Source organism: Bacteroides sp. GD17, from assembly GCF_038448625.1.
GTDB lineage: Bacteria > Bacteroidota > Bacteroidia > Bacteroidales > Bacteroidaceae > Bacteroides.
On record NZ_JBCEZS010000001.1, the window covers coordinates 826,801 to 844,993 of the forward strand.

Consider the following 18,193-nt stretch of genomic DNA (forward strand, 5'->3'; position numbering starts at 1 on the left):
GATATGAAACAGTTTAAATATATTATAGCGACGGCGTTATTGTCTGTATTGAGTGTAAGTTGCGTTGACTTGGACTATACGGAAGTAACAACAAACGACGAAGATTGGATTTACAAGAGTCCGTTATATGGTATTCAACAGTTGGTGACGAGCGTTTATGCCCGTACGCCGAACGGGATTGATAAGAACTATGAAGGAGGAAGCGGCTCTACTCTGGCTGCCGCTACGGATGAGGCTGAATGTGCGTTATCCAATTCGAGCGTACACCGTTTCTACAATGGTGGATGGAGCCCCAACAATGCTTTCTCATATACTTGGGAGAACTCATATAAGGCAATTGCGGAGGCTAATAACTTCCTGGAGAAACTGGATAAGATTGATTTGAGTGGTTATGCCAACAATAACGACTACGAAGCAATGAAGAACAAGTTTGAGTTGTTTGAATATGAAGTCCGTTTCTTGCGTGCTTATTTCTATTTCGAGCTGGTACGTACATATGGCGATGTACCTTTTACCCTGAAAACGCTGACGAATGCCGAAGCCAATCAGATGTCCCGCACACCGGCTTTATCCGTGATGGACTGGATTGTAGATGAAATGGATGCCATTGCAGAATATCTGCCCATCACCTATACTACGGAATTGAATCCGGAAGTGGGGCGTGCCACTCGTCTGATGTGCCTGGCACTGAAGGCTCGTACTTCGTTGTATAAGGCTTCTCCCCTGTTCAATGCTTCCAATGATGCAGAATGGTGGCTGGCGGCTGCAAGAGCCAATCACGATGTGATAAAGTATGCTGCGCAGTGGGGTGTAAAACTCGATGATTACAGTAAAATATGGGGATCTGCCAACGGAGACGGTGTCGAAATTATCTGGGCCTCCAAACAAGGATCTTTGAATAGTTGGGAATTGTATAATTATCCCATTGGAGTTGAAAACGGTCAGGGAGGCATGTGTCCCACGCAGACGTTGGTCGATATGTATGAGTATAATGATGAAAGCGGACAAACCTTTGGCGAACGTTATGCTGGTGCTGACATTAATATCTCTCAGGACAAACCTTACGATGGATTGGACCCGCGTTTTGGAATGACAGTTGTGAAGAATGGAGATGCATGGCCTAATTATAACACCAGTCCGATTGAAACATTTGAGGGTGGACTTAATGCAGCTCCGCTGTTGAATGCTACCCCTACCGGTTACTATCTGAAGAAGTATTGCGATGGTAATGTAAACATCTCTACCAACGATGCTACCACCACTCCCCATGCCTGGGTTATGATGCGTTTGGGAGAATTCTATCTGAATTATGCAGAGGCTGTATATCACTATTATGGAAGTGCGGAAGCTGCCGGTGAATTTGATTTGAGTGCAAACGGTGCAATTAATGCACTGCGCGACCGTAGCGATGTGCAGATGCCGCACTGGAGTGGAAATCCTTCCAACTGGCTGGCGCGCTATCAGCGTGAACGCTTTGTGGAACTGGCGTTTGAAGATCATCGTTTCTGGGATGTACGCCGCTGGAAGTGTGGTTCGGAGTTGGCTGCTATCAAGATTGCCAAGATTCAGAAGAATGCCGCCGGAGATGTTGTCCTGACGCGTACTCAAGAGGCACGTAGCTGGGAAGATAAATATTACTTCTTCCCGATTCCGTTCAGTGAAATCAACAAGAATCCTAACCTGAAGCAAAATTCCGGTTGGGGAACTAATAATCAACAATAATAGAGAATGAACATGAAAAGAATCATATATTATTTGACTGCTCTGGTTTTTGCATGTATCCATTTTGTTTCTTGTTCTGACGACGAAGTGGAAGGAACACAGGCATTGTCGGTTGCATCCTTCTATCCGACCATAGTGATGGAAGGTACGGAAGTGACGATTACGGGTACGGCTATGGGATCTGTGAAAGAAGTTGTTTTCCCGGGTGGTATAGCTGTGAGCAATGTGACGTGTATAGATGACCGTACCTTGGCGGTTACTGCACCGGCAGGCGTCAGCGAGGCGGAGTCTGCTCTTGTTTTGAGATCGGAGAATGACGAGGTTGCAAGCAGGCAAACGATACGTAAAGCAAATCCGGCATTTCTATCTTATCAGTTTGCTGATAAGGAAGGTGCCATGACCGGTTCCAGCATGACGATCAACGGTAAGGATTTGTTGCTGGTGGAAGATGTTGTCTTTACATTGGGAGACGATGTCGTGAGCGTTAATGCACTTGAAATGACACGTAAGTCGAATACAGCCATCAAGTTGGTTGTTCCGAAGGATGCACCCATAGGCGAAGGCGTTCAGATGGCGATGAGTTTTAAGAACAATACATCGATGACGCTGCCTGCAATTGATATTCAGAAAGGTTCCGGCGGAGGTTCCTGGGTACAGAAAGAGGTGCCGGTTTATTCCGGTGAACCTGTAGATGCCGGATCGTGGAGCGGTTCCGTACAATTGGCTGCTACATTATTTGCAGATGCTAAGGTGGACGATGTAATTCGTGTATACATCTCCGATTGTGGCTCTAATCCTCAGGGATCATTGAAGAATGGCAGTACCTGGGTCGGATTGACAGATGACCTGGAGTATTTCAACATTGGCGACGATGCAGCCAACGGATATTATGAACGTGCTATAACCGAAGAGATGCTGTCTCAGATGCAGGAATCCGGATTGATTGTTGCCGGACAGAATTATGTAATTCAAAAGGTATCTCTGTTCACTGCTGTATGGGTAGAAGGTGGTGATGAAGAAACGACCGATCCGATAACTCCGGAGACGATTATGCTGAATGATTTTGAAGATCATGACGGACATAATTCTTCCTGGGATGCCAGCTGGACGGATGCTGAAGCTACTGAGTTCCCGGTGGATGACAATGGTAATGTATATCTTCGTTTGGCCAAACCGCTTGATGGTTGGGCAATAAACTGTAACCACCAGGATATCGGTACGGTAGCTAATATCGAGAATTATGTCATTAAGTTCGATATCAAGATCGAAGCCGGTGTGACGGGAGCTTCTGAAGCGGCAATGCAGTTTGTCCTGGCTGATAACTGGCTGTGGGTAGGTGCAGGCTTGTTCCCGGAAACAACAGATGGAAAATGGATGACTGTATCCCGTAATATCTCTGATTTGAGTGCAGAGTTGGTGGGCGATCTGGCCATCGGTAAGGCTTCCAACGGTTTGTATGGTGGTGTAATACCTGCGGGTGTATGTATTGATAATCTGCGTTTGGATCCGAAGAAGTGATCTTGTGGGTACTAAGCTAATATTAATAGATTGTATGTTGAAACAGTTATTATTTGTTTTACTTTTGCTTTTCACTTCGTGTGGAGATAGTAATGAGGAGGCCCCATTGCCGGAAGCTCCGAAGATGACAACCTATTCTCTGACCGAACTGGCTTCGGGAGATGTTGATATCGTTGTAACGTATGATCAGAGGGTGACATTGCCTTCGGGTAATATCAGTAAAATGTCGGTCGGGGATGCGGTGGTTACTTCTGCCAGTGTATTTTTGCAGGATTTGACGGTGAGAGTAGGAAGCCTGCGACGTGGGGAGAGCTATACCCTCCGCATCCCTAAAGGAACGCTGCTGGGCCCTGGCGATGTGGAAGCAGGAGAGGCCTCCATTCCTATTAAGCTTGAGGAAGAAGAGGCCTCCGACTATCAGCTGGTAACTTCCAATCCTCTGCCGCAGGCCAGAAAGGTTTATGCTTATCTGGCCAGTGTTTATGGCAAGAAGAGTTTATCCGGCACGATGGCCAATGTCAACTGGAATATTGCTGAGGCTGAATTGGTGCAGAGGGCTACCGGTAAATATCCGGCTATTGCATTCTTCGATTATATCCATCTTTTTGCTTCGCCCGCCAATTGGATCGATTATTCCGATACGAAAGTTGTGGAAGACTGGTGGAATGCAGGTGGTCTGGTCGGTGCCGGTTGGCATTGGAATGTGCCGAATGTAGAAAACGGTACGGAATACACCTGTACCCCCGGAAACGGTACTCAGAATAGTGACGGTAACTGGACAACGGCTTTCAGGCCGAAGCATGCAACGGTAGAGGGCACTTGGGAGAATAGGGTTGTAAAAGCCGATTTGAAGAAGATAGCGGAGTATCTGAAGTTGCTTCAGGATAAGAATATTCCGGTTATCTGGCGTCCTCTGCACGAAGCAGCGGGAAACATCTATGAGTATACAGGAGGCACAGCTTGGTTCTGGTGGGGATATGACGGTGCGGATGCTTATAAGAAATTATGGATTTACATGTTCGATTTCTTTAAAGAGCAAGGCATAAACAACCTGATTTGGGTTTGGACAACCCAGACGAAGGATGATGAATTTTATCCGGGAGACGACTATGTGGATATTGTAGGGCGTGATATCTATAACCAGAAGAGTGGGACTGATAACGCTGCGCAATATTCGGCTGTTGCGAAGAGCTATTCTAAGAAGTTAGTGGCATTGAGCGAATGCGGTAATGTAGCTCCGGTTTCTTCCCAGTGGAGTGCGGGGGCGCGTTGGTCTTTCTTTATGCCGTGGTATCAGTATAATGCCACAAGCCTGGATGGGCACGGACATGCAGATACGGCGTGGTGGAAAGATGCGATGGCACAGGACTTCGTAATAACCCGGGACCAATTGCCCTCGATGAAATAATTTTGAAAAACGGCTTTCTGTCAGAGGAAGGCACAATTTATTTGCTTATGAAGAAGAACATTAGTTTTTTGCTTTTAGCTTTATTTGCCGTTAGTCTATCGGCACAATCGTGGCAACCTGCCGACCCGAATGCAACCCCGGAGGCTAAAGAGCTTTTTGCGCGGTTGCTGAAAATCAAGTCTAAAGGAATCATGTACGGTCATCAGGATGACTTGGTGACAGGACATACCTGGTGGAATGAACCCGATCGTTCCGATACGAAAGAAGCGGTAGGTGATTATCCTGCTGTAGTGGGATTCGAGTTGGGTGAACTGGAACTGGGAGGTAAGTTGAGTCTTGACTCGGTAGCATTTGCCAACATTGCCGAAAGACTGCGTTGGTTCCATAAGAAAAAGGGTGTTATTACTATCAGCTGGCATTGTGTAAATCCCATCACTTCACAATGGCCCGGTATAAAGGAACCTAATGGTGCCGGTTCTGCCTGGGAAGTGGATATGCTTTCTGCCCGGGACCTGAATGCGGTAAAAAGTATATTGCCGGGTGGATGCAACCATGCAATGTTTAATTCATGGCTGGAACGTCTGGCTAAGAACTTCCTTACATGGCGTGACGACGATGGCAAACTGATTCCGTTTATCTTCCGTCCTTATCACGAACATTCGGGTACTTTCTTTTGGTGGGGCAGGGAGCGTTGCTATGATGAAGAATATGCCGAATTGTGGCGATATACCGTAGACTATTTGCGCTCAAAAGGCTTGCACAACATTCTTTATGCCTATAATACGGATAAAGTGTACTCTACTGAAGACTTCCTGAGAGGATATCCCGGCGATGATTACATTGATATGCTGTGTATTGACTGGTACGGTCAGGGCGAACAATTCAATAAAGATGTGGACAATGCGTTGCAGTTCACTACACAACTTGCCGAGCAAAAGCACAAATTGCATGCTTTGAGTGAATGTGGCCCCATCAGTGCCGGTTTGCAAAAGGTTCTGGAGAAATACAACTCTACGTATGTACTGACATGGAGACATACTCCTCCGCGTGGTGCTTATGAAGCAAGAATGGAGCAACCGAAGCATGAAGATTTGCTGAAAATAATGAAAGCTAATAAGCGGTATTTGTTCTTGAAAGATATTCAGAACATTAAATAGATTCGTATGCCTCCGAAAACAATAAAAATATGAAGTGATTGCTCTGTGAGCATGAGATGCCGTTCCGTGGTGTATAAACCAATAGGAACGGCATCTTTTTTTTACAGCTAAATTATTAGCTGGATGCTAAACTAATATCATTATTGGATAAGAAAGTATATATATTTCTTGTTTTAATACGCTATTTTTGTCAAAGCTAATAGAGAATAAAGCTTGATAATAACTCTAAAATGTTTAACCATTAATGAAAAGGAAAATGCCTATGGGAAAGGAGTGAAACCTATGTTGTTGCTAATCACCTTATTAATAAGGTCAGTTTGTTTCCAAAAAATAGTTTAACCTTATGTTAAAAACGGATGTTGTCGCTTTGACAACTCCAATTTATTAATCTAAGAAAAATACAAATATGAATTTAAATTTCAGAAAAACAGCGCTGCTCGTAGGCGTATGTTCGGCTTTTGGCTTGGGCTATACTCCGCAACTTTTCGCAGCATCGGTCGATGCAATTGAAGCTGTGCAGCAAACACGAAAAATCACAGGTACTATAACTGATGCAATGGGGCCGGTTATCGGCGCCAATGTTTTGGAAAAAGGTACGACGAACGGTGTCATTACAGACATTGACGGTAATTTTACCCTGAACGTCCAGCCGGGCGCTACGATTGTGGTTTCTTTTATCGGTTATCAGACGCAGGAAATTGTGGTTGGTAATCAGACTAATTTCAGGATTCAGTTGAAAGAGGATGCTGAATTGTTGGACGAAGTTGTAGTAGTGGGTTACGGTGTACAGAAAAAGAAACTGGTAACGGGTGCTACAGTTGAAGTGAAGGGAGAAGACATTGCTAAATTGAATACGACTCAGGCTTTGGGGGCTTTGCAAAGTCAGTCTCCGGGTGTCAATATCCAAGCTGTTTCCGGTCAGCCGGGCGATGGATTTAAGATTAATATCCGTGGTGCCGGTACAAATGGTAATACTGCTCCTATCTACGTTATTGATGGGGTAGCTGGTGGTGATATCAATGCTTTAAATCCTGCTGATATTGAGCGTATTGATGTATTGAAAGATGCTGCATCTTGTGCCATCTATGGATCGAGTGGTGCAAATGGTGTTATTCTTATTACAACCAAGCAGGGTAAAGTGGGTAAAGTCTCTGTTACTTACGATGGAAATATCGGTTGGGCCAATATTTATAAGATGCCTGATATGCTGAATGCCAAAGAGTATATGGCAGTGATGGACCAAGTAGCTTTTAATAATGGAAGTCAGCCTTATGATTGGTCAAAGTATGTAGATGCTGATGTATTGGCTTCTTATCAGAATGGAACAAACCCCGGTACTAACTGGGTGGAGGAACTTCGAAATAAAAATGCAGTGGTTACCAATCATGCGTTGAATATAACGGGTGGTTCGGAATTCTCAAAGTTTTCAACAGGTTTAGGTTATCAATATCAAGATGGTGCTTTTGGAGGTCCTGTGAAGTCTGACTTCCGTCGTTTTACTTTCCGCATTAATTCAGAGCATGTAGTCTACCGTAAAGGAGATATGGACGTGGTTAAGTTTGGTGAGAATGTGTATTACCAACATAAACAAAACCAAGGTGTACAATTGGGTACTCAGTATGCTAATGACCTTTCCAATGCTTTGCGTGCAATTCCTTTAATCCCGGTTTATAATGAGAACGGTGATTATTTCATGTATAATGACCTTAAAAACTTTGGAACGAGTGCCAATGGTATTCTTGATTATACAGCGTATGCTTCTAACCCGGTGGCTCATATGGTATATAATCAAGCTGGTAACAATAAGAACAAGAATTTCAATCTGAACACTTCTGCGTATTTGGAAATACAGCCGATCAAGAACCTTGTCTATAAAGGACAGGTCAGTTACAAACAATGGTCAAGCTCCTGGCGCTCTTATTTGCCTGTTTACCAGATCAATAATCAAGGAGATAGCCGCGATAAGGACCAAACGGTTAATAATGTGTCTTTGGGGTGGAACTGGAGTTTAACCAATACATTGAGTTATCAATTAAACATAGCTCAGCACCACATTGATGTTCTGGCCGGTACAGAATATTCCAAGTCAAGGCCAACTTATGGTGAATCTGTTAATGCAACTGGCTATAACAGTGCTTTTGGTGACTTTGCACATGCTTATCTGCATAATACAGAGCGTAAGGCTACGGCTACCGTAGATGGTTATCCATCAGACTATGGCTCAAAGATGTCTTACTTTGGTCGTTTGAATTATGACTTCAAAGAGACTTATATGCTTTCTGCTATCATTCGTGCCGATGGTTCTTCAAAGTTTGCAAAAGATAACCAATGGGGATACTTCCCTTCATTTTCAGCTGGTTGGGTTGTTTCAAATGAGGCTTTTATGGAAAACACAAGTTCTTGGCTCAGCTTCTTGAAACTTCGTGCAGGTTGGGGACAAAATGGTAATGATAATATCCCGAACTCCAATTGGCGTGCCGGTTATGAATTTGGTGATTATGGTCTTTACACGTTTGGCTCTGACAAGAATGGCGGTACAACGGGTGCTTATCCTAACCGTTTGGCTAATCCTGATTTGACATGGGAAACATCTGAGCAGACTAACATTGGTCTTGATGCTCGTTTCCTGGATAACCGTTTAAGCTTTACATTGGACTGGTATAATAAGATGACGAAGGATTTGTTGGTTGAAGTAGGTATAAATGCTGCATCCGGCTTTTCAAAACAATATCAGAATGCAGGTACCGTAAAGAATACGGGGCTTGAAGTTTCAATGGGATGGAGAGACCAGGTAGGTAAAGATTTCAAGTATGGTATCAACCTCAATATGGCCTATAATAAAAACGAAGTGACTAAAGTCAATAATGCCAATCACTTTATAGAAGGTGGCAATGATTTGTTGGCTCAAAGTACCGGCAGATTTGTCCGTATGGAGGAAGGTCATCCTATCGGCTATTTCTATGGCTATAAGACAGATGGCGTTATCCAGAACTTAGAAGATTTGCAGGCATATCTTGCTCAAAACTGTAACGGTGATGCTGCAAATTCCAAGCAAGGGCAGGGTATAAAGCCCGGTGATTTGAAATTTGTAGATGTTGATGGGAATGGGGTGATAAATGATTATGATAAGACTGACTTGGGTAATCCTCATCCGGATGTAACGACGGGCCTTACTTTGAGTGCAGAATATAAAGGTATAGACATTTCGGTTACTGCTTATGGAGCTTTTGGTGCACAAGTAGCTCGTTCCTGGCGTAAATTCTCGGACGGACAATATGAAAACTATACAACAGAAGTATATGATTATTGGCATGGTGAAGGAACTTCAAACAGATTCCCAATGTTGGCACCGGGAAATGCAGGACAAAATTTCCAGGCTATTTCGGATATTTATATCGATGATGCCAGTTATGTTCGTATTCAGAACCTGACTATTGGTTACGATTTCAAGAGACTTTGGAAAACTTGCCCATTCCAGCAGCTTCGTGTGTATGCTGCGGCTCAGAACCTCTTTACTTTTACCGGATACAAGGGCATGGATCCCGAAAATGGTATGGCACTCAATGACAAAGAAGCATGGGTAACAGGTGTTGATGTAGGTAACTACCCGCAACCTCGTACTTATATGTTAGGTGTTAATGTTAAATTCTAAAATTGATATACAATGAAAAAAATAGCATACTTAATAGGGGCAGCTCTGATGGTGGCAGGAACCTTTGCTTCTTGCAGTCTGGACTCGATGAGTTTGACAGAAAAGGATACAACCAATTTCCCGAAAACTGCCGAAGATGCCAATCAGGCTTTGGCTGCCATATATCAGAATTTGAATAATGTGAATGCTTTCCCACAGCAATCTTTCCTTTATAATGCTTTGCTTGCTTGTGATGATATGTTGGGCGGCGGTGGTCCTAATGATAAGCTTATGCAAGCCTTGGATCTGCTTTGCAATACGGGTACAGATGCTACACAAGATTTCTGGATAGCCCGTTACCAGGGAATTAATCGTGCCAATACACTGCTGGAAGCGCTGTCTGGTATAGAGATGGACCCGGTGGTGCGAGCACAAGCCGAGGGTGAGGCCAAATTCCTGCGTGCTTTTTATTATTACGAATTGGCTTCCATGTATGGGCGTGTACCTTTGGTAGTTACGGCTTTGCTGCCTGAAGATACTACTCCGCCTGCAGCTGCCGTTATATGGGGACAGATTTTACAAGATCTTCGTGACGCAGCCGATAATATGCCTGCTGTACGCAATACAGATGGGCATGTGGACAAATACACTGCAGAGGCAATGTTAGGGCGTGCGTGGCTGTTCTATACTGGCATGTATTGCAATGGTGAGAATCTGACTGATTTGGTTAGCACGAATTATAGTCCGCTGACTTCTGTCGATTTGCCCGATGGAAGTACTTTGACTAAGCAAGATGTGATTGGCTATATTGATGATTGCGTTAATAATTCCGGTTATAGCCTTGTTCCTGAATTCCGTAATTTGTGGGCTTATACCAACAAATGTACTGTGGAGGATTTCCCGTTTACAGCTGATCAAGGATTGAAGTGGGTAGAAGATGATGCAGCTGTAAATCCGGAATCCATGTTTGCCATTAAGTTCAATAAGCTTGCTTCTTGGAGTACTACCATTGGTTATGGTAACGGTTACGCTTTGCACTTTGGCGTGCGTGGCAACGACCAGGCGAACTCCTTTCCTTTCGGACAAGGATGGGGTGCAGGTCCTGTAGCTCCCAACCTTTATACTGATTGGAGTGTGGCAGAACAAGAGGATGCTCGTCGTCCGGCCTCCATCTTCAAGACGGCTGATATGCCAAGCTATAATAAAGGCGGTGGTGACGGCTTTATTCAAGAAACCGATTATTATCAGATGAAAATCGGTTCTATCATGGCTTATAGCACGGATGCGGGTGGAAATAAGACGATTGAACCGGTATTTGAGAAGATAATGTATGGCCCTGATGGTTGGATTAATGATAACTTGATGCAGACTGGTTCCATTCATGATTTGGTTTTGATACGTTTTGCCGATGTATTGTTGATGCAGTCTGAATTGAAAGAGGATGTAGCTGGCATTAATAGGGTACGTAGCCGTGCCGGACTTGCTCCTATTGGTGCATATTCGTTGGCTGCATTGCAGAATGAACGCCGTTGGGAACTTTGCTTTGAAGGTACTCGTTGGAATGATATTCGCCGTTGGCACGTTGCTGCCGATGCCCTTGAAAGACAGACTGGAACAAAGGTTTATACAAATGGGGCTGAAAGCCGAAACGCGGCACAGAATGGCGGTTATGCCGCACGTTATAAAGCAACGGCAGGTTTCCAGAAGATTCCCGAAAACCAAGTTCTGCTGAACGAAGGAAAGGTAGAACAAAATGAGGGTTATACGGATGCAAGTGCTGAGTATAATGGTTGGCAAGAATAGAATATGAATTTAAAATGAAAAAAGATATGAAAAAGATATTATTCGCAACTTCGTTATTGGCATTGTTCTTCGCAGCTTGCGATCCTATGGTAGATGAAATGGAAAAAGATGGCAATGTAACAGCTGAGGAGTTGACTAATTCGTTTACTATCTCTGCCAAGAGTGAAGGAAACAATAATTTGATATTCAATGTTTCTCCTGCCCGTTATGTAAAAGTATATGATGCAAGCACGGATGCATGTGTTGCCATGGGTACTGCACCTGCTTGCCAAGTAGTTCCCCCTGCTCGTAGCGTTGATTTTTATGTCACTACGATAAATCACGACGGCTCTATCACGAAATCCAATACGAAAAGTATTAATGTAAGTGAATTTACTGACCTGCCCGCTATCTATAATGATGTATTCGGTGATGGTCAAGGTGGATTTGGTACTACTACTTGGACGTGGGACGATAGGTTGTCACGTTACTGGGGCAATGGTTCATGGGGAGGTGACACAGGACCCAGTTGGTGGGGTGCGCCCGACCAAGCTGATATTGATGAACAAGCTGTGGGAAAAGGATTGCCAGATGATGGAGTCGGTGCTTGGTTCTCTCTCAATTTGAGCGGTGTTAATACCAGTCGTGGTGAACAAGGCACTGTTATTGTTACTGCTGAACAAGATGTAGCTGGTTGGGGAGTCGGTACGATGAAATTTAATGGTACTGTGCCTTTGTTGGGTGTATTGCCTAATGATGGCAACCAACGTTGTTACACTTATCAGATTATCAAGGCTGATGGTGACCATCTTGTGTTGGCGGCTCCTTCGTCCAATGGTTATGAAGGTTGGTTTTTCTGCTATAAGAAGATTCCCAACAAGTAAAAGTCGATTTTGGAGTAGTTAAAAGCTAATATAGGGGGAACAATGTTATAGTTCCTCCTTTTGACCTATAAATTCAGTGTACAATGAAAAATATATTTTTTACTCTATCTTTTATTTTGTTTGTGTTAGCTGCAAATGCTGGCAATGAACAAACAAATGATGTTCTTGGACCGTATTCAATGTCAAATAACCTTCCTACTCCGGAAGGATATGCAAGGGTCGTAATAACTTCTACCCCCGAATTTACGGGTGGATCTATAACTCTTCTAAATCAAGATACTGGTGGAAGTATTGTATTGCACGGAAGTGTTACATATATGAGTATATGGTTCTATTTTATACCCAGTGGAACGTATGTTGTTGAATCTATTGCTAATGGTTACTCTGCGGTCGTGAACGCTGATGGTGTTGTAAGCGTTGGTTCGACTGTGACATTTTATAAAAGTGGCCATGTTGGATTTACAGTTATTGATAATTCCAAGAAGTAGATTTGCTGAATATATGAAAGATTTTCAACGCAAAACAGTTGTCGTTACCCTCGGCCCTTTGTGCCGTTCGTAACATTTGGTAAGTATAAAGATATTAACCAGATAGTACAATTGTTTAATGGTTAAATCAGGAAAAGGCGGATTGTGAAATTCGCCTTTTCATCTTTAGTCTTTACTCTATTCATCTTCGTTCGGCAATCAATAGAAGAATAGGGGAATGCTTTGTATAAAATATAGCTTTGCCCTATTACTTTTGTCGCTATCCCTTATCTGTTTCTTCGTCCCTCGATTCGAGGCTGTTCGGGGGACAGTTGTGGGCTGTACAGCCCTGGTACGACAACCGTTCGGCCCGCAGCCGAGGGACGAAGAAACAGATATAGGCGAAGGGGATTGTGTACAAGGCAAAAGTACAAAACATACGAAGCTAATGCAGGTTTCTCTTTAAGACAGAAGAACAAAAGAACATACTTAACGTCATTCCTTCTTTTGCTCTTATGTTCTTTGGTCTACCTGTTTCGGTTCGGAAATGCTGAGGTAAACGCCAAAAACCTCTATATTTCGTGTTAATAGAAGTTATTTGTACACGTTTGTGGGAAGCTTATAAAGACAGGGGTAAATGATTGTATATGAGTAAGGTATAACGATGATTTGTTGCTTTTTTATCCCAAAAAGCGTGACGGTAGGCATTTACCGTCACGCTACCTACACGCTTACCTACACGCGTTAATGTTTTAATAATTAGTTGATTATACGCAAAAGTGACGGAGTGCTGGTAATATCATTAAAAACATTGGTTTAGCTTGAGCGAGTTTGCAGAGATACTTGTTCTTTTTATCCCGGTTGTTCGTCTCCTTGCTAAATATTAGCTATATTTGCGTTAAATAATATCTTATTAAGTTTATGAAATACACATCATACTCTTACCCACATGCCGGAGTGGAAGTGTCTGCATTTATAGTGGACGGTGGGGTGGCCGAATATCACGTAATGATACATGCCGCTAATCCGAGGCAGACCTACCGTGAACAGATGGATGCAGTGCTGGATGCGTATTCCGCCTTGCTGAAAAACGAATTGTCCGGTGCTGTGGCTGTCTTCAAAAGATATTTTCTGAGTGATGCTGCCAATCAGGCGGAATTGCTACTTGCCGCTACGGCGGAGAGTTCCGATTGTGCCCTTTCCATCATAGAACAACCTCCTTTGGACGGAACCAAAATCGCTTTATGGGTATATCTGCAGACCAATGTGCATACAAAAGCACTCTCGAACGGATTGTATGAAGTGACGCACGGCGCTTACCGCCAGCTTTGGATGGGAGGCAGTTCCAACCGTGCCGCCAATTCGGAATATCAGATGCGCCTGCTGCTGAACGACTATACGATGCAACTGATGGAACAAAACTGTACGCTGGCTGCCAACTGCCTGCGTACCTGGATCTTTGTGCAGAATGTAGACTGCAATTATGCCGGGGTAGTGAAAGCGCGTAATGAAGTCTTTGTTACTCAGAACCTGACGGAAAAGACCCACTACATAGCCAGCACCGGCATTGGCGGACGGCATGCCGACCCGAAAGTATTGGTGATGCTCGATGCTTTTGCCATAGAAGGCCTGAACCCCGGACAAATTAACTATCTTTATGCCCGCACACACCTGAACCCTACCTATGAGTATGGCGTCAGCTTTGAACGGGGCACGGCGGTGGATTACGGAGACCGTCGGCAAGTGCTCATTTCCGGTACGGCAAGCATCAACAACCGAGGCGAGGTGGTACATACAGGAGACGTCCGCCGGCAGACGGAACGGATGTGGGAGAATGTGGAAGCTTTGCTGAAAGAGGCGGGCTGTGGCTTTGAAGACATGGGACATGTGATAGTCTATTTGCGGGACACGGCCGATTATGCCGTAGTAAAGGAAATGTTCGACGCACGTTTCCCGGAAGTGCCCAAGGTGATAACACTGGCGCCCGTATGCCGTCCCGGATGGCTGGTCGAAATGGAATGTATGGCTGTGAAGAAAGCAGGAAACGCTGCTTATCAGCCTTTTTGATAAATAACGGATCACTGATTTTATGATGAAGACACGTATCTTGTTTCTGGGTATAATCTCTTGCTTGCTGGCAAGCTGTGGAAACTCCGGACAGCACTTTGTGATTGAAGGCACATTGCCTTCTGCAAAGTACGACGGTGAGTGGATATACCTCGTACCGATGGAGAATGCACCGGGGCGGGTGGACTCTGTAAAGATATCAAATGCCGCTTTCTCCTTTTCCGGTCAGGGGGAGGAGATGAGGGTACTTCGTTTGCGTCCCATTCTGCGCCTGCGCATACAGGAACTGCTTGTTGTGACGGAACCGGGGACTATCCATGCGAAAGCCGACTCCATTGGCTCGGTGACGGGTACTCCGCAGAATGATGCGTTGCAAGTATGGAAAGAGGGCCGGGAGAAGAAACAAACCGCTTATCGGTTTATCCACAAAGGGCTGAGGAAGGCGGTTGGAGAAGATTCGCTGCGCCTGGTGCAAATGCGCGATACGTTGAGAATGCAGGAACAGGAAATGAACTTCCTCTTTCTGAAAGAACAGGGAAACAATACATTAGGAAAATTCATGCAGAAAATGCTGCGCAGTTCCTTGACGGAAGAACAGCAAAAACAGTTGGATGAAAGCCTGCAATAGAAGATACATTGAATGGGGCGTGACGGGAGTGGGTGCTTTGGCGCTGTTCCTCTTTTTCTTCAAGCTGCTGCCCTATCATCTGTTCCACCGGGAGCAGACGCAGCTCTTTTTGTATGCTTCCGAAGCACTGACCGAATATCTGAAGCATCCGGCGGCACTGGCAGGTTTGCTGGGCGATTTCCTGACGCAATTCTTCTATTACGAAGGCGGAGGACCGGCTATTATGACTGTTGTGCTGTTGCTTTGGGGAATGGTCGTTTTTCGCTTACTGCTTCCTTATATCGGGCGTTGGGCATGGTTGCCCGCTGTGGCGGCGGTGGTTTGGGAAGCCGGGCGGCAGTGCGGATTGCTTTATCCGTTGTCCGGGACGATAGCCTTGATTGGTATCGGAAGTCTTGTTCTGTTATGTCGCAGTTGTTTCAGGTGTTCGTGGAAGTTGGGATTGCCGGTCGGTGTATTGGCGGTGGTGGCAGGTTACTGGCTGTTCGGCTATGGCAACTGGTCTTCGGGATGGTACAATACGCCTAATCTGGAACGGGAGCGTCTTTTAGCCTTGGATTCGGAAACGTACTTCGGCCGTATGGAGAAGGTACAGAAGCTGTTGGCAGAGCAAGACTTGCATGCTCCGTTTGCCACCTACTACTACAATCTGCTACATGCCCGGCAGATGCAGCTTCCCGATAAACTGACGGATTATTATCAGCCGGCTTCGCAAGGACTGTTCTTGCCCGTAGCACCTACATCTACCTATCTTACGATTTATGCAGCCAATGAAGTTTGGTTTGCCTTGGGAGACATGACGATGGCGGAACATGCCACCATCCTGGGAATGATTTTCTCTCCCCGCCATACGGGAGCGAGAGCCATCAAGCGCTTGGCGGAGATAAACCTGATTAATGGCGATGAGGCTGCCGCCATGAAATACCTGCGCCTCTTGCAGAAAACAATGTGCTACCGGCAGTGGGCCGAACGCCGCATTCCCGGGCGGCAAACGTCCGAGATACGTCAATGGCTGGAACAGAAACAGCAGTTGCTGCCCGTGACGGATACTTTGCGCTTTTCCTCCAATATTCCGCTTTCGTTGCGCCATCTGCTGCGGAGTAATCCGGATAACGGTATGGCGCGTGATTATCTTCTGTGCTTCGATTTGTTGAACAAGGATATAGGTGCCTTTGCTGAAGATTACCGGGAGTTTGCGGCAGGCGGAATCCCTTCCAGGCTATATGCCGAAGGATTGCTTATCTATCTTGCCGGAAGCAATGCGCCGATAGAAGAAGTGAAAAAGTACCGGATACCGCCCCAGGTGCTGGACGAATTCAATGAGTATTCCAAACGATACGAGGCAAATGGTGGAAACGGAACCATCTTGCAAGCCGAATACGGAAAGACTTATTGGTTTTACTTCCATTATGCAACGATGAAAAAGTGATAGGGTGATAATGTGATAAAGTGATAATGTGGTGGATAGAATGATGAGATACATAGTGGTGATTGTCGGATTGTTGTGCTGCCTGCAGGCCTGCACGCTCCGTCCCGAATCCGTAAAGCCTGCGGAGCGTCCGTTAGTGCTGTACCCGGAGTATCAGGACGTGACTATCCCTTGCAACATAGCCCCTTTGAATTTCCTTTTGCGCAATGAAGGGGTAGATGCCGTTTGCGTCACAGTGAAAGGAGACTTGGACAGCCTGCAAGTAAATGCACGCGGCAATAAGGTGGTGTTTCCTTTGAAACCTTGGCATGCACTGCTGGAAGCGGAGAAAGGACGGACTTTGGAAGTCACGGTTACGGCCCGTCTCGGCGGACAATGGCTGCGCTATCCTCCCTTTACGTGGCAGGTGGTGGCCGACCGCCTCGATACTTACGTCAGTTACCGTCTGATAGAACCGGGCTACGAGGTATGGAACGCTCTGCAAATACGCGAGCGTTGCATCGAGAACTTTGACGAACGTGTGCTGGCGGATAACAGCCGGACGGACGGTAAATGCATGAACTGCCATGTGCATGGCGGCAACAGCGGCAACCTTTCCATGTTCCACCTGCGTGGCGAGGGAGGCGGAACGATTCTGAACCGCGACGGCAAGTTGCGCAAACTGACGTTGAAGAACGAACAAATGATATCCGCCGCCGTGTATGGCGATTTCCATCCCGGCGGACGTTACGGCGTATTCTCCTCCAACATCATTATCCCGGCTTTCCATACGGAAGCCAACCGTCGCCTGGAAGTCTATGATACTGTCTCCGACTTGGCAATCGCCGATTTTGACGAGAACTGCATGCTCATATCTCCCTTGACGGCAGACAGTACCGTTTTGGAGACTTTCCCTACTTTCTCTGCGGACGGTAAGTGGATTTATTACTGTTCGGCCCCGCTGGTGGCTTTGCCGGATAGTGTGCGGCAATTGCGATACTCCCTTTGCCGCATTGCTTTCGATGCGGAACATGGTGCCTGGGGCAGTCGGGTCGATACCCTTTGGAATGCCCGGCTGATGAGTGGTTCCGTCTGTCATCCGAAAGCCTCGCCGGACGGACGCTATCTGCTCTACACCGTGGCCGATTACGGAACATTCCCCATCTGGCATCGCGAAACGGAACTCCAGTTGCTGGACTTGCAGACAGGAAGCATTGACCGCCTGGAAGCGGTGAATTCCAACCGTTCGGATACGTATCATAGCTGGTCGTCCGGCAGCCGCTGGTTTGCTTTTGCCAGCAAGCGGGGAGACGGACAGTACGGGCGGGTCTATTTCGCTTACCTCGATGCAGACGGAAAAGCATGCAAGCCTTTCGTCCTGCCCCAATCGGACCCGGAAAAAGACGATTTGACATTGAAATCTTATAATATACCCGATTTGTCGGCAACTCCCGTTCCATTCGATGCAGCTTCCATCGAGCGGATAAACCGGCAACTGAAGGCGGAACCTTTTAAATGATG

General features: G+C 45.6%; 12 protein-coding genes. All 12 read left to right on the forward strand.

Annotation, left to right across the window (positions count from 1 at the left end; genetic code table 11):
- The first annotated feature begins 3 nt into the window (after window positions 1-3).
- The 12 genes from AAE250_RS02825 (at window position 4) to AAE250_RS02880 (ending at window position 18,191) form a co-directional block, all read left to right on the forward strand.
- Window positions 4-1,722, forward strand: a complete 1,719-nt coding sequence (locus AAE250_RS02825; protein WP_342288635.1) for a RagB/SusD family nutrient uptake outer membrane protein — start codon at window positions 4-6, stop codon at window positions 1,720-1,722.
- 12 nt (window positions 1,723-1,734) lie between these two features.
- On the forward strand, window positions 1,735-3,240 hold the full coding sequence (locus tag AAE250_RS02830) for a glycan-binding surface protein (protein ID WP_342288636.1): 1,506 nt from the start codon (window positions 1,735-1,737) through the stop codon (window positions 3,238-3,240).
- 34 nt (window positions 3,241-3,274) lie between these two features.
- The gene (locus AAE250_RS02835) at window positions 3,275-4,648 is read left to right on the forward strand and encodes a glycosyl hydrolase (RefSeq protein WP_342288637.1); all 1,374 of its coding nucleotides are present in this window, start codon (window positions 3,275-3,277) and stop codon (window positions 4,646-4,648) included.
- A 47-nt stretch (window positions 4,649-4,695) separates the two neighbouring features.
- A complete protein-coding gene (locus AAE250_RS02840) occupies window positions 4,696-5,805 on the forward strand; it encodes a glycoside hydrolase family 26 protein (RefSeq protein WP_342288638.1) in 1,110 nt (369 codons plus the stop codon).
- A 406-nt stretch (window positions 5,806-6,211) separates the two neighbouring features.
- Window positions 6,212-9,457, forward strand: a complete 3,246-nt coding sequence (locus AAE250_RS02845; RefSeq protein WP_342288639.1) for a SusC/RagA family TonB-linked outer membrane protein — start codon at window positions 6,212-6,214, stop codon at window positions 9,455-9,457.
- 12 nt (window positions 9,458-9,469) lie between these two features.
- Complete coding sequence (locus AAE250_RS02850; RefSeq protein WP_342288640.1) at window positions 9,470-11,239, forward strand: RagB/SusD family nutrient uptake outer membrane protein; 1,770 nt, start codon at window positions 9,470-9,472, stop codon at window positions 11,237-11,239.
- Window positions 11,240-11,265: 26 nt separating this feature from the next.
- Window positions 11,266-12,102, forward strand: coding sequence for a hypothetical protein (locus tag AAE250_RS02855; RefSeq protein ID WP_342288641.1), 837 nt, complete (start codon window positions 11,266-11,268; stop codon window positions 12,100-12,102).
- Between the two features lie 83 nt (window positions 12,103-12,185).
- Window positions 12,186-12,590, forward strand: a complete 405-nt coding sequence (locus tag AAE250_RS02860; RefSeq protein WP_342288642.1) for a hypothetical protein — start codon at window positions 12,186-12,188, stop codon at window positions 12,588-12,590.
- Window positions 12,591-13,490: 900 nt separating this feature from the next.
- A complete protein-coding gene (locus tag AAE250_RS02865) occupies window positions 13,491-14,636 on the forward strand; it encodes a Rid family hydrolase (protein WP_342288643.1) in 1,146 nt (381 codons plus the stop codon).
- Between the two features lie 22 nt (window positions 14,637-14,658).
- Entirely contained in the window at window positions 14,659-15,264 is a 606-nt protein-coding gene (locus tag AAE250_RS02870) for a DUF4369 domain-containing protein (RefSeq protein ID WP_342288644.1), read from the forward strand.
- Window positions 15,248-16,693, forward strand: a complete 1,446-nt coding sequence (locus AAE250_RS02875) for a DUF6057 family protein (RefSeq protein ID WP_342288645.1) — start codon at window positions 15,248-15,250, stop codon at window positions 16,691-16,693. The genes AAE250_RS02870 and AAE250_RS02875 overlap by 17 nt, the downstream gene beginning before the upstream one ends.
- Before the next feature lie 43 nt (window positions 16,694-16,736).
- Window positions 16,737-18,191 (forward strand): TolB family protein, encoded by a 1,455-nt coding sequence (locus AAE250_RS02880; RefSeq protein WP_446715719.1) that lies wholly within the window; start codon window positions 16,737-16,739, stop codon window positions 18,189-18,191.
- The last annotated feature ends 2 nt before the right edge of the window (window positions 18,192-18,193 follow it).

What these genes read in the sequence shown, in the direction of transcription:
- AAE250_RS02875 (WP_342288645.1), top strand. Translation starts at nt 15,248, where the DNA reads ATGAAAGCCTGCAATAGAAGATACATTGAATGGGGCGTGACGGGAGTG.
- AAE250_RS02840 (WP_342288638.1), top strand. Translation starts at nt 4,696, where the DNA reads ATGAAGAAGAACATTAGTTTTTTGCTTTTAGCTTTATTTGCCGTTAGT.
- AAE250_RS02855 (WP_342288641.1), top strand. Translation starts at nt 11,266, where the DNA reads ATGAAAAAGATATTATTCGCAACTTCGTTATTGGCATTGTTCTTCGCA.
- AAE250_RS02870 (WP_342288644.1), top strand. Translation starts at nt 14,659, where the DNA reads ATGATGAAGACACGTATCTTGTTTCTGGGTATAATCTCTTGCTTGCTG.
- AAE250_RS02865 (WP_342288643.1), top strand. Translation starts at nt 13,491, where the DNA reads ATGAAATACACATCATACTCTTACCCACATGCCGGAGTGGAAGTGTCT.
- AAE250_RS02860 (WP_342288642.1), top strand. Translation starts at nt 12,186, where the DNA reads ATGAAAAATATATTTTTTACTCTATCTTTTATTTTGTTTGTGTTAGCT.
- AAE250_RS02850 (WP_342288640.1), top strand. Translation starts at nt 9,470, where the DNA reads ATGAAAAAAATAGCATACTTAATAGGGGCAGCTCTGATGGTGGCAGGA.
- AAE250_RS02830 (WP_342288636.1), top strand. Translation starts at nt 1,735, where the DNA reads ATGAAAAGAATCATATATTATTTGACTGCTCTGGTTTTTGCATGTATC.
- AAE250_RS02845 (WP_342288639.1), top strand. Translation starts at nt 6,212, where the DNA reads ATGAATTTAAATTTCAGAAAAACAGCGCTGCTCGTAGGCGTATGTTCG.
- AAE250_RS02880 (WP_446715719.1), top strand. Translation starts at nt 16,737, where the DNA reads ATGAGATACATAGTGGTGATTGTCGGATTGTTGTGCTGCCTGCAGGCC.
- AAE250_RS02825 (WP_342288635.1), top strand. Translation starts at nt 4, where the DNA reads ATGAAACAGTTTAAATATATTATAGCGACGGCGTTATTGTCTGTATTG.
- AAE250_RS02835 (WP_342288637.1), top strand. Translation starts at nt 3,275, where the DNA reads ATGTTGAAACAGTTATTATTTGTTTTACTTTTGCTTTTCACTTCGTGT.